At 72.3% G+C, this 12695-nt stretch carries 10 protein-coding genes; 6 read left to right on the forward strand and 4 right to left on the reverse strand.

The window, feature by feature from the left end:
- Positions 1-231: 231 nt before the first annotated feature.
- On the forward strand, positions 232-1821 hold the full coding sequence (gene serA / locus ACFVQG_RS30665) for a phosphoglycerate dehydrogenase (protein ID WP_383389580.1): 1590 nt from the start codon (positions 232-234) through the stop codon (positions 1819-1821).
- Between the two features lie 9 nt (positions 1822-1830).
- Here the strand turns inward: serA and ACFVQG_RS30670 are convergent, their stop codons facing one another.
- The gene (locus ACFVQG_RS30670; RefSeq protein WP_383389581.1) at positions 1831-3363 is read right to left on the reverse strand and encodes an MFS transporter; all 1533 of its coding nucleotides are present in this window, start codon (positions 3361-3363) and stop codon (positions 1831-1833) included.
- 96 nt (positions 3364-3459) lie between these two features.
- Between ACFVQG_RS30670 and ACFVQG_RS30675 the strand changes: the two genes are divergently transcribed.
- On the forward strand, positions 3460-4038 hold the full coding sequence (locus ACFVQG_RS30675; protein ID WP_383389582.1) for a TetR/AcrR family transcriptional regulator: 579 nt from the start codon (positions 3460-3462) through the stop codon (positions 4036-4038).
- Here ACFVQG_RS30675 and ACFVQG_RS30680 read toward each other — a convergent pair.
- A complete protein-coding gene (locus ACFVQG_RS30680) occupies positions 4035-5138 on the reverse strand; it encodes a LuxR C-terminal-related transcriptional regulator (RefSeq protein WP_383389584.1) in 1104 nt (367 codons plus the stop codon). The two genes, ACFVQG_RS30675 and ACFVQG_RS30680, sit on opposite strands and share 4 nt — an antisense overlap.
- 159 nt (positions 5139-5297) lie before the next feature.
- Here ACFVQG_RS30680 and ACFVQG_RS30685 point away from each other — a divergent pair, with 159 nt between their 5' ends.
- Positions 5298-6698, forward strand: a complete 1401-nt coding sequence (locus ACFVQG_RS30685) for an FAD/NAD(P)-binding protein (RefSeq protein WP_383389586.1) — start codon at positions 5298-5300, stop codon at positions 6696-6698.
- 3 nt (positions 6699-6701) lie between these two features.
- Here ACFVQG_RS30685 and ACFVQG_RS30690 read toward each other — a convergent pair whose 3' ends face one another.
- Entirely contained in the window at positions 6702-7907 is a 1206-nt protein-coding gene (locus ACFVQG_RS30690; protein ID WP_383389587.1) for a PucR family transcriptional regulator, read from the reverse strand.
- Positions 7908-8072: 165 nt separating this feature from the next.
- On the opposite strand from ACFVQG_RS30690, the gene ACFVQG_RS30695 reads away from it, so the two are divergent.
- From ACFVQG_RS30695 to ACFVQG_RS30705, 3 genes are all read left to right on the forward strand, one after another.
- Complete coding sequence (locus ACFVQG_RS30695) at positions 8073-8999, forward strand: proline dehydrogenase family protein (protein WP_383389589.1); 927 nt, start codon at positions 8073-8075, stop codon at positions 8997-8999.
- 40 nt (positions 9000-9039) lie between these two features.
- Positions 9040-10671, forward strand: coding sequence for an L-glutamate gamma-semialdehyde dehydrogenase (gene pruA / locus ACFVQG_RS30700; protein WP_383389591.1), 1632 nt, complete (start codon positions 9040-9042; stop codon positions 10669-10671).
- 263 nt (positions 10672-10934) lie between these two features.
- Positions 10935-11066, forward strand: coding sequence for a hypothetical protein (locus ACFVQG_RS30705; RefSeq protein WP_007444772.1), 132 nt, complete (start codon positions 10935-10937; stop codon positions 11064-11066).
- Between the two features lie 13 nt (positions 11067-11079).
- Here the strand turns inward: ACFVQG_RS30705 and ACFVQG_RS30710 are convergent, their stop codons facing one another.
- Positions 11080-12639, reverse strand: a complete 1560-nt coding sequence (locus ACFVQG_RS30710; RefSeq protein ID WP_383389593.1) for a purple acid phosphatase family protein — start codon at positions 12637-12639, stop codon at positions 11080-11082.
- Positions 12640-12695: the final 56 nt, after the last annotated feature.

Consider the following 12695-nt stretch of genomic DNA (forward strand, 5'->3'; position numbering starts at 1 on the left):
TTCGGGCAACCTGGGCAGCGCATGGTGAGGGGGGCGTTGTCCATCCCGTCCAGCCACGGACGGGTGATCCTTCCGCACAGGCGCATAACGCCCTACGCCGCGCCACTACACTGCCGTACTACATACGCGTCAGGCCCACAGCGTCGTGCGTCTTCCACGCGGCTAGCCAACCTCCTCCGCCTGCGGCCGTCGGGACGGCCGTCCGCATGCTTTGGACTTGTGAGGACTCACGTGAGCTCGAAACCTGTCGTACTCATCGCTGAAGAGCTGTCGCCCGCGACCGTGGACGCGCTTGGCCCGGACTTCGAGATCCGGCACTGCAACGGCGCGGACCGAGCCGAGCTGCTCCCCGCCATCGCCGACGTCGACGCCATCCTGATCCGCTCCGCCACCAAGGTGGACGCCGAGGCGATCGCCGCCGCGAACAAGCTGAAGGTCGTCGCACGCGCCGGCGTCGGCCTGGACAACGTGGACGTCTCCGCCGCCACCAAGGCCGGTGTGATGGTCGTCAACGCCCCCACCTCCAACATCGTGACCGCCGCCGAGCTGGCCTGCGGTCTGATCCTCGCCACCGCCCGCAACATCCCGCAGGCCAACGCCGCGCTGAAGAACGGCGAGTGGAAGCGCAGCAAGTACACCGGCGTCGAGCTGGCCGAGAAGACCCTCGGCGTCGTCGGCCTCGGCCGCATCGGCGCGCTGGTCGCCCAGCGGATGTCCGCCTTCGGCATGAAGGTCGTCGCCTACGACCCGTACGTGCAGCCCGCGCGGGCCGCGCAGATGGGCGTCAAGGTGCTGTCGCTGGACGAGCTGCTCGAGGTCTCCGACTTCATCACCGTCCACCTGCCCAAGACCCCCGAGACGGTCGGCCTGATCGGCGACGAGGCGCTGCGCAAGGTCAAGCCGAGCGTGCGGATCGTCAACGCCGCGCGCGGCGGCATCGTCGACGAGGAGGCGCTGTACTCCGCCCTCAAGGAGGGCCGGGTCGCCGGTGCCGGTCTCGACGTGTACGCGAAGGAGCCCTGCACGGACTCCCCGCTGTTCGAGTTCGACCAGGTCGTGGCCACCCCGCACCTCGGCGCCTCCACCGACGAGGCGCAGGAGAAGGCCGGTATCGCCGTCGCCCGCTCGGTCCGTCTCGCCCTCGCCGGTGAGCTGGTCCCGGACGCGGTGAACGTCCAGGGCGGTGTCATCGCCGAGGACGTCAAGCCGGGTCTGCCGCTCGCCGAGCGCCTCGGCCGCATCTTCACCGCGCTCGCCGGTGAGGTGGCCGTCCGTCTCGACGTCGAGGTGTACGGCGAGATCACCCAGCACGACGTGAAGGTGCTGGAGCTGAGCGCCCTCAAGGGTGTCTTCGAGGACGTCGTCGACGAGACGGTCTCGTACGTCAATGCCCCCCTGTTCGCCCAGGAGCGCGGTGTCGAGGTGCGGCTGACCACCAGCTCCGAGTCGGCCGACCACCGCAATGTCGTCACCGTGCGCGGCACCCTCGCGGGCGGCGAGGAGGTCTCGGTCTCCGGCACGCTGGCGGGTCCCAAGCACGTCCAGAAGATCGTCGCCGTCGGTGAGTACGACGTCGACCTCGCCCTCGCCGACCACATGGCCGTCCTGCGCTACGAGGACCGGCCGGGCGTCGTCGGCACCGTCGGCCGGGTCTTCGGCGAGGCGGGCATCAACATCGCCGGGATGCAGGTGTCCCGCGCGGTCGCCGGTGGCGAGGCCCTCGCCGTGCTGACCGTCGACGACACGGTGCCCGCCGGGGTGCTGGCCGAGGTCGCCGCCGAGATCGGCGCGACGTCGGCCCGCTCGGTCAACCTGGTCTGACGCTCCTTCTCAGGCGCCGGACGAGCTGAGTTCCCTCAGCTCGTCCGGCGCTTTGACGTGCGCCCGGCGCAGTGCCGCCGCCGCCAGCACCGCGGCGGCCAGCAGGACGGCGGCCCCGGCGACGGCCGCCAGCTGCATCCCGCTGGTGAACGCCTCCCGGGCCGCCGTCGCCAGGGCGTCTCCCGCGCGCCCCGGCAGCCGTTCGGCCACCGCCAGGGCGCCGCCGAGGGTCTCGCGGGCCGTGTCGGACGCCGTGTCCGGCATTTCCCGGCGGTAGACGGCCGTACCGACCGCCCCCAGGCCCGCCATGCTCAGCGCGCCGCCGAACTCCGTGGACGTCTCCATCAGCGAGGAGGCGGTGCCCGCGTTCCGCACCGGAGCCGCGCTGAGGGCCAGATCGGTCAGTTGGGACATGGCGGCGACGATCCCGGCGGCCATGACCCCGCAGGCCGCCAGCACCAGCCACAGCGAGTCCGTCCCCGCCGCCGACAGCAGCCCGTAGCCGAGCGCCGAGGTGAGGAACCCGGCCGCGACGACGTACGCGCGCGGGACGCCCCGCTGCACCAGCGTCACCGCGACCGGTCCCGCGACGCCGATCAGCACCGAGGGCGCCAGCGCCCACAGCGCGGCCTGGAGGGCGCTCTTGTCGAGGACGGACTGCAGGTACTGGGTGGTGAAGTAGGCCGAGCCCATCATCCCGAACGCGGCGAGCAGGTTGAGGACGACGGCCGGGGTGAAGCCGGGGGCGCGCAAGAGGTGGGGCGGGATCATGGGGGAGGCCGTGGTGCGCTGCCGGTGCACGAGGAGCGCGGCGAAGAGCAGGCCGACGGTCACGGACACCACGTACCCCACGTTCCAGCCGTCGGCGGCGATCTCCTTCAGGCCGTAGACGACCGGGAGTACGGCGGCCATCGACAGCGGCACGCTCAGCAGGTCGAAGCGGCCGGGTGCGGGGTGTTTCGCCTCGGGCAGCAGGACCGGCCCGAGGAGCAGCAGCAGGGCCATCGCGGGCAGGTTGACCAGGAAGACCGAGCCCCACCAGAAGTGTTCGACCAGCACGCCGCTGAGCACCGAGCCGAGGGCGACGCCCGCCGTCATCACACCGGACCACAGCCCGATCGCCTTGGCCCGCTGACCGGGGTCGGTGAACATCGTGCGGACCAGCCCGAGCGTCGACGGCATCAGGGTGGCCCCGCCGATGCCGAGGACCGCGCGGGCGGCGATGAGCGTCTCGGCGCTGGTGGCGTACGCAGCCACCAGGGAGGCGGCACCGAAGGCGGCGGCGCCGACCAGCAGCAGCCTGCGGCGGCCGACGCGGTCGCCGAGGGCGCCCATGGTCATCAGCAGCCCGGCGAGGACGAAGCCGTAGATGTCGAAGATCCACAGCTGCTGGGTGCCGGTCGGGGCCAGGTCGGCGCTGATCGCCGGGATGGCGAAGTAGAGCACCGAGACGTCCATCGAGACCAGCAGCAGCGGCAGCATCAGCACGCCGAGCGCGGTCCATTCACGGCGCCCCGCGGACGGGGGCGGGTTGGTTGTCATGCCGAGGACTGTACGAGCGTCTTATACGGTTGTCTAGAACGAGTGTGTAAGACGTGCGTCTGATACATGCGTATGGAACGGCGCTAAGGTGGCCCCATGGGACACCGCGAGGATCTGCTCGAAGGCGCCAAGCGCTGCCTGCTGCAGAAGGGCTTCGCGCGCACCACCGCGCGCGACATCGTCAGGGAGTCGGGGACCAACCTCGCCTCGATCGGCTACCACTACGGCTCGAAGGACGCCCTGCTCGCGCAGGCCTACGTGGCGCTGGTGGCGGGAATGGGCGACCGGTTCGAGGGCGACGGAAGCAGCACCACCGAGCCCGGTTCCGTCGAGCGGTTCCGGGAGGTGTGGTCGAACATCATCGAGACCATGCGCGAGCCCGGCTCCGTCTGGCGGCTGAGCATGGAGGTCCTCACCATGGGCGACCGCATGCCCGAGGTGCGCGACCATCTGGCACGCGCCCAGCGGGAGGCCGGGCGCGGTCTGGTGCCGCTGCTCATGGGCGGGCGCGAGGAGGACGTCACCGACGAGACGGCGGACACCCTCGGCGTGTTCTACGTGACCCTGATGACCGGCCTCATCGCCCAGTGGACGTTCGACCCCAAGAGCGCCCCCGAGGCCGGGCAGCTCGCGGAGGGACTGCGCCGGGTGATCGAGGGCGTCAAGGAGATCTAAGGAGAGCTGACGTCCGGCTCCGCTCGGGCCGCCGTGCCCATGAAGTGCTCGGTGAACAGCCGGGCGACCAGCTCCCCGCGGCTGGAGACGCGGGTCTTGGCGAAGACGCTCTTGAGGTGGTCGCGGACCGTGTGCGGGGAGATGACCAGGGTGGCGGCGATCCCCGCGGTCGGCATCCCGCGCGCCACGAGCCGGGTGATCTGCACTTCCCGCGCGGTGAGCCCGTACGCCTCGGCGACCAGGACCGCGAGGTCGGCGGGTGTCGCGGGCTCGATGACGAGGGCGACCGGGCCGGGACGGCCACCGGGGCCGGTGAGACCGGAGGCGTGGCAGACCAGCCAGCGGCCCCCGGTGGTCCGGATGCGTACCCGGGCGCTGCCGTGGTCGCGCCCGTCGGCGACGGCCCGCGCCCGCAGGGCCGTGCCGATCACCCAGATGGGCAGCCGCAGCCCCAGCGGTGACGGGACGGACGGTCCCTCGGGCAGCGAGGCGAGGTGCTGGCGGGCCTCGTCGTTGAGCGACACGGCGGTGCCGGACTCGTCGAAGAGGAGCAGGCCGGGCGCGGGCGAGTCCGTGCGGGGCGCCGATCCGGGCGGCCGGGCGAACCGGCGCAACCGCACGGCCAGCGGCTGGGACAGTGCCGCGAGCAGCGCGATCTCGTCCGGGCGGAAGGCGCCCGCGGTACGGAAGAGGCTCACCAGGCCCCAGGGGCGGTCACCGATCCGCAGGACGGCGCGCAACTCGTCGTGCACGCCCTGGCCGAGCAACAGGCGCCGGAACCGGGCGCTGCGGGCGGGCAGATCACCGGTGGCCGCGCGCAGACCGGCCACCGGCACGGGCGCGCGGGCCAGTTCGCGGAACGGGGCGACGTTCTCCTCCAGGAACTCGCTCTGCCAGTAGGCGCCGCAGTCCTCGCCGGAGCCGAGGTTCTCCACCAGCATCGGCGCCGTGATCAGACCGGTCTGCGGATCGGCGGCCGTCCACACGGCCGCGTGGAACGGCACCAGCCGTCGCAGCCCGGCCGAGGCCCGGCTGAACAACTCGGCCGCGTCGCCCGCCCGTTCGGCGGCCGACAGCACGCGCTCGTGCGGGTCGGTCATGTGCGTCCCCCTTCGCCGCTCAGCCTGCCGGTCCCTCCGCCCGGCACCAACCCCCCGTTTGAGGGGCCTGTTCCCCGTCGGGTCCCCATGCCCGGGGGATGGAGGGTCACCGCCAGGTGGGCGAGGGTCGAGGGCACCTGACGACCGGAGAGGAAGACCATGGACCTGGCGATCGTGGGCGCAGGCGCCGCAGCCGTCGCTCTGCTGGACGCGCTGGCCACCGGGCAGGACGCGGGCGGCACCGGCACGATCAGCGTCTTCGAGCCGTCCCCGAGGCTCTGGCGGGGACGGCCGTACGGCCCGGACCTGGAGGTGGTCCGGGTGAACGCGCCGCCCGCCCTGATGTCCGTCCGCCACGGCGACTTCGGCCACTACGCGAACTGGCTGGGAGGCCAGGGGGCCGGGCACCTGGACACGCTCCTCGGCCAACCGCTCGTCCCCCGCGCGCTGTACGGCGAGTACCTGGCGCACACCGCCGAGAAGGCGATGGCGGCGCTGGCCGAACGGGGCCGCCCGGTCCGCGTCGTGACCGCCCGCGTCACCGAGGCCGCCCGCGCGGGAGACCGGCTCGTCCTGCGCACCCACGACGGGCGAGCGCACGAGGCCACCCATGTGGCGCTGTGCGTGGGCGGCGGCACACCTCCCGACCCCTACGGCCTCACGGGCGCGCCGGGCTGCACGCCCGACCCCTATCCGCTGGCCGAGACGCTCGGACAGGTGCCGGTCGGCGGTGACGTGGCGGTCATCGGCAGCGGCCTGACCGCCGTGGACGTCGTCGTGGCGCTCGCCGCGCGCGGGCACCGAGGGCGGATCACGCTGCTGTCCCGGAGCGGAGTGCTGCCGTATGTCTGGCAGCGCCACGTCGCCCGGCGCCCGCGCCATGTGACGGCCGAGCGGGTGGCGTCGGGGCATGTCACGCTGGACGGCCTCGCCGGGCTGCTGCGCGCCGAACTGGCCGAGGCGGGCGAGGACTTCGACGCGCTCATGACGGAGTTGCTGGCGGCCGAGGACCCGGTGCGGCGGCTCCGGCGGCAGCTCGCCGCCGTCGAGGACCCCCGGATCGGCCGTCGTGTGGTGCAGGAGACGGCGCACACCGTCGGCCCGTACGCCTGGCCGCTGCTGCCCGAGTCCGACCGGGACCGGCTACGGCGCCACCAGCGCACGGCCGTCAGTGTGGCCTCGCCGATGGTCCCGGTGAACGCGGCCGTCCTGCTGCGGCTCCTGGACCGCGGGCAGCTCAGCCTCGTCTCCGGCGTGCGCGCCGTCGAGGCGGTGAACGGGCGGTTCCGGGTGCGGGCGGACGACGGTGAGCGCACCGCCGGAATCGTCGTCAACGCCGTGAACCCGGCGCCCCGGGCGGTCCCGTCCGCGGCCCGGCAACTGGCCGACTCCCTCACCGGCAGCGGCCTCACGGCGCTCCATCCGGCGGGCGGGCTGGTCCCCGCCGACCCGCGCGTGCACGTCGTCGGCGACCTGAGCGGCGGGGGTTCCTTCCTGACGTCCAGCATCCCCGGCACCGCCGCGGCGGCAGCCCGCGCCGCCCGCGCGCTCGGCGCCTGAGGGTCACAACCGCGCCCCCTTCAGCGCCATGTGCAGCAGCAGGCGGTCCTCGCCATCGTCCAGGTCGAGGCCGGTGAGCTGTTCCACGCGGGACAGGCGGTAGTAGAGGGTCTGGCGGTGGATGCCCAGTTCGGCGGCGGTGCGGGTGGCCTGGCCCGCACAGTCCAGGTAGGTCTCGGCGGTGCGGGCCAGCTCGCGGTGGGCGGGGGAGAGCAGCGACCGTACGACGGGGTCGTGGGCGACCTCCGGGGGCAGCGCGGTCAGCAGCCGGAACGGGCCGATGGACGCCCACTCGGCGACCGGTCCGAGCCGGGGCTCGGCCAGCGCGGCCCGGGCCGCCGCCGACGCCTCCCGCCAGGCCGCCCCCAGCTCCGCGAGCCCGCCACGGGCCGGGGCGATCCCGACGGCGGAGGGAGCCGCCCCGGGCGCGAGGCGTCGCGCCCGCTCCAGCAGCCGCCCCGCCGCCGCGGTCGCCGGGGTCGGTACGTCCGCCGAGCGCAGCCGGATCAGCAGGGCCAGCGCGGTGCCCGCCGCCCCCCACGGCACCGTGCACAGCGCCGTCGCCCCCGGCACCGTACGCACCGAGGGCGCGTCGTCCGGGTCGGCGGACGGCCAGGGGGCCACGCACACCACCGTGTGGGTGGCGTCGGCACGGGCGCCGAGGGCGCTGCGCAGCTCGGCGACGGCCATGTCCTGCTGCCAGCCGCGCTCCGCGCCGAGCACCGCCCGCAGCTCCCGGCTGAGGTCGGCCCCGTGCTGGGCCTCGTCGGCGAGCAGGGCGCCGATCCGGACCGTCACCTCCATCGCCGCCGCGAGCTGCGGCCCGGTCGGGCCCGGGTCGCTGTCCAGCAGCCAGACGTAGCCGAGGACGACGCCCCGGTGGCGGACCGGCAGACAGATCCGGCCCCGGTGCACGCCCGCCTCCGGGGTGCGCGGGATGCGGACCGGGCCGGTCGCGCGGGTGATGCCGAACCCCTCGAACCACGCGCGGACGGCGGCCGTGGAGCGCCGGGTGAGGATCGAGCGGGTGCGCACCGGGTCCAGGGCCGACGGATCGAGGTCGCCCTCACTGTCGTAGGCGCCGAAGGCGATCAGCTCGAAGTCGCGGTTCTCCAGGGTCGCCGGGGCGCCCAGCAGCTCGGAGATCTCGTCGACCAGCTCCTGGTAGTCAGCCCTGAAATCCGACGTCACCCGGGCATTCTCCCCCATGGAACGGCGGCCTTCATACATCTGTCTGAGATCCGTGGCACGGATGCGTGACAGCTGTCGATGGCCGACGATCGGAGTCATCCTTAGGTTTCACGGTGGTTCTCCGTGCCGTACCCGATTCGTGGGGAAACGGCCTTTTCGTGCCTGTGTAAGTGGAGGTGCCCCGTGCTGGGTCCCGTGATTCTCGCCGCCTCGCGCAGCGACCGGATGCGACGCCTGATCTCGGCGGCCCCGGGGACCAAGCAGGTCGTCGACCGCTTCATCCCCGGTGAGACGGTCGACGAGATCCTGCCGGTCGTCCAGGACCTCACCGGCGAGGGCCTGGAGCTGACGCTGGACGTCGTCGGTGAGGACATCACCACCCCCGCGCAGGCGGAGGCCGCCCGGGACGCCTATCTGGAGCTGATCGACCGGCTGAAGCCGCTGGACCTCGGCACCCGCGCCGAGATGTCGGTGAAGCTGTCCATGTTCGGGCAGGCACTGGACGGCGGCCACGAGCTGGCGCTGAACAACGTCCGCCCGGTCGTCGAGGCCGCCGCCGAGATCGGCACCACGGTCACCCTGGACGCCGAGGACCACACCACCCTCGACTCGATGTTCGCCATCCACGACGAGCTGCGCCGGGACGTCCCGCAGACCGGCTGCGTCATCCAGGCCTACCTCTTCCGCACCGAGGCCGACGCCCGCCGCCTGGCCGACAGCGGCAGCCGGGTGCGGCTGGTGAAGGGCGCGTACAAGGAGCCCGCCTCCGTCGCCTACCAGCAGAAGCACGAGATCGACAAGGCGTACGTCCGCGTGCTGAAGATCCTGATGGAGGGCGAGGGCTACCCGATGATCGGGTCCCACGACCCGCGCCTGATCTCCATCACCCAGGAACTGGCCCGGCGCGCCGGGCGCAAACTGGACGAGTACGAGTTCCAGATGCTGTACGGCATCCGCGGCGACGAGCACCTGCGGCTGGCCGCCGAGGGCCACCGCATGCGCGTCTACACCGCCTACGGAACCGACTGGTACGGCTACTTCATGCGCCGTCTCGCGGAGAAGCCCGCGAACCTGCGGTTCTTCGTCCGCTCGATGGTCAGCACCGGCTGAGCCCGCCCCACCCGCTCACGTACAAGGAGTTACGGATCTCATGGACGCTGTGACCCAGGTCCCCACCCCCGTCAACGAGCCGGTGCACGGCTACGCCCCCGGCTCGCCCGAGCGCGCCCGGCTGGAGGCCAAGCTGAAGGAGCTGGCCGACAACCCGATCGACCTGCCCTGCACCATCGGCGGTGAGAGGCGGATGGGCGGCGGCGAGCGGTTCGACGTCGTGCAGCCGCACAACCACAAGGCCCGCCTCGGCACCTACGCCAACGCCACCCAGCAGGACGCGCGGGACGCCGTCGACGCGGCGCTCGCCGCCGCCCCGGCCTGGCGCGCGATGTCCTTCGACGACCGCGCCGCGATCATCCTGCGCGCCGCCGAGCTGCTGTCCGGCCCGTGGCGCGAGACGCTGGCCGCCTCCACCATGCTCGGCCAGTCCAAGACCGTCCAGCAGGCCGAGATCGACACGCCCTGCGAGCTGGTCGACTTCTGGCGCTTCAACGTCGCCTACGCCCGCAAGATCCTCGCCGAGCAGCCCCCGGCCAACTCCCCGGGTGTGTGGAACCGCCTCGACCACCGCCCGCTGGAGGGCTTCGTCTACGCGATCACGCCGTTCAACTTCACGGCCATCGCGGGCAACCTGCCCACCGCCCCCGCCCTCATGGGCAACGTCGTGGTGTGGAAGCCGTCCCCGACGCAGACCCACGCCGCCGTGCTGCTGATGCGGCTGCTGGAGGAGGCCGGGCTGCCCAAGGGCGTCATCAACCTGGTCACCGGTGACGGCATCGAGGTCTCCAAGGTCGCCCTGGAGCACCGGGACCTCGCGGGCATCCACTTCACCGGCTCGACCAAGACCTTCCAGTACCTGTGGAAGACGGTCGGCACCAACATCGAGAAGTACCGCACCTACCCGCGCCTGGTCGGCGAGACCGGCGGCAAGGACTTCGTCGTCGCCCACCCGTCGGCCGACCGCGCGGTGCTGAAGACCGCGCTGACCCGCGGTGCCTTCGAGTACCAGGGCCAGAAGTGCTCCGCGACCTCCCGCGCGTACCTCCCCGCCTCGATCTGGAACTCCGGCTTCAAGGAGGAGTTCGCCGCCGAGGTCGACTACCTGACCATGGGTGACGTCACCGACCTGTCGAACTTCATCGGCGCCGTCATCGACGAGCGCGCGTTCGCCAAGAACAAGGCCGCCATCGACCGCGCCAAGGAGGACCCGACCTGCACGATCGTCGCGGGCGGCTCCTACGACGACTCGGTGGGCTACTTCGTCCGCCCGACCGTCGTCGAGTGCACCGACCCGGAGAACGAGGTCTTCACCACCGAGTACTTCGGCCCGTTCCTCGCCGTGTACGTCTACGACGACGAGAAGTACGACGAGATGCTGACGCAGATGGAGTCGGTGTCCGACTACGCGCTGACCGGCTCGGTCATCTCCGGTGACCGCGCGGCGGCGGCGTACACGATGGAGAAGCTGCGCTACGCCGCGGGCAACTTCTACATCAACGACAAGTCGACCGGCGCCGTCGTCGGCCAGCAGCCCTTCGGCGGCGGCCGTGCCTCCGGCACCAACGACAAGGCCGGTGCCCCGCAGAACCTCCTGCGCTGGACCCTGACCCGGGCCATCAAGGAGACCCTGGTCGCGCCGACCGACTACACCTACCCGCACATGGGCTGACCCCCTGGTGAGAGGGCCGGATCCCCCGGGATCCGGCCCTTTCGCATGCCCGCCGTCTCAGATAGTAGGAAGTCCGAGTAATTGTGGAGACAGACGCTCCGCACTCACTTACTTTTGTAGGAGCCGAACGTCTCGCTCGACCAAGCGAAGGGCGGTCGTGAGCCGGGCCCGTGCAGGCAACCCCTGTGGCCCCGTGGCTCCCCGCCCACTTCCGGCGTCTCGCACACCGCCTTTTCCCGGTTCCTCGAAGGAGTCGATTTCCCATGGCCGAGACGACCGTCCGCCGCCGAGTCCGCCACCTCTCCCGCACGAGCGACTCCGACCGCAAGAACGCCGCAGCGGCCCTCCAGCGAGCGCTGGACCGCCGTGACAACGGTGGGGCCACGGGGCACTAGCCGCCGCCGGGGTCTAGCCGCGCACCTCGAAGTAGTCGACCCGCTCCCCGCTCTGCGCCAGCGCCGACACCTTCAGCCGGGGTGACGTACCGGCCTCCGCCTCCACCGCGAGGAAGGAGAAGCCCCGGTAGCGCACCCGGGACCAGGCGACCGTCTCGTCCTTCCGGTGCCGTGACTTCGTCCAGCGGAAGGACGCGACCGGCTCGTCCCGCTCGGTGACGTGGCCCTCGTAGCTCTCCGGTACGCCCTCGGGGAAGCCGTAGAGCGACTTGCCGCCGCCGCCCGCGGTGACGTAGACGATGCCGTCGCGTGCCGGGTCGGTCGACGCGCCGATGGGTACGGGCCTGCCGACCTCGCTGTTCTTGATGGCGTCGGTGCGCTCGTAGACGTGGTTGTGGCCGTTGATCACCAGGTCCACCCGGTGCTGGGCGAACAGCGGCACCCACTCCGCGCGCACCCCGCCGTCGGAGGCGTGGGTGGAGGTCGAGTAGGCGCAGTGGTGGAAGAAGACGACGACGAAGTCCACCTCCGGCGCCGCGCGCAGTTCCCTCAGCTTGCGGTCCAGCCAGGCCGTCTGCCTGCCGTCGGTGTAGCCGTAGTTGGCGGGGATCTCGTACGACACGTCGTTGGCGTCCAGCGCGACGAAGCCGACGTTGCCGTAGGTGAAGGCGTACACGCCCGGCGCCCGGCGGGCGTCGAAGCCGCTGTCCGGCAGGGACCAGCGGGCGGCCTGGCCGCCGTAGCCGTCGGGGGAGTACCAGGCCTCCATGTCGTGGTTGCCGGTCGTCACCATCCAGGGCACGGACCGGGCGACGGGCTCGGTCTGCTTCAGGAACAGGTCCCAGGACGTGGGCTCGTAGGCGTCCGAGTCCCTGCCCCGCCCGCTCGGGTTGGCGTAGCAGATGTCGCCCGCGTGCAGATGGAAGGCCGGGTTCTGGCGGCGCAGGACACGGTCGTTGGCCTGCGCGTCCGCGCCCAGGCCCTGGTCGCCGAAGGCCGTGAAGACGAAGCTCTCCGGGCGGGCCGGTGCCGTGCGGAAGGACGTGACGGTGGCGCGGTGCGGTGCGGCGGCCGGGTCGAAGCCCTCGTGGCCGACGCCGTAGTAGTACGTCGTGCCCGGCAGCAGGTCGTCCAGGGCCGCGTGGACGTAGTACTGGTCGGCCGCGAAGCGCACCCCCGCCACGCCCGGGGTGTGCAGATGGCGCACCTCCGCCTCGATCCGCTCGCCCAGCGCGTCGGGACGGGCGCCGATACGGATGTACGGCCCGCGGACCACCGCCGGGACCTGCCAGGAGATCCGCATCTGGGTGCGCGGATCGGCGCCGAAGGCGAGATGGCGGCCGAAGGGGGTGACGGAGGAAGGGGCACGGGAGGTCGCGGGTGTGGTGCTCCTCGTCGGGGACGTGGCCGGTGCCGACGTATCCGAACAGCCCGTCAGCAGGCCGCCCGCCACCGCTCCCGCCGTCACCAGGGTGCGGCGCCGGGTGAGTTTCGCGCGCAGGTACTCGTGCTGCTCCGCCATGCTCATCCGGCGCGCGAGCCGCGGCGGGATGCCGAAGTCGGGGAGGTCCATGGCGGTGAACTTCCCACCGCGCCCCAACAGCGGCGCCACACAAGGGTGAACGGGTG

The sequence above is a fragment of the Streptomyces sp. NPDC057877 genome (assembly GCF_042796855.1).
Taxonomy (GTDB): domain Bacteria; phylum Actinomycetota; class Actinomycetes; order Streptomycetales; family Streptomycetaceae; genus Streptomyces.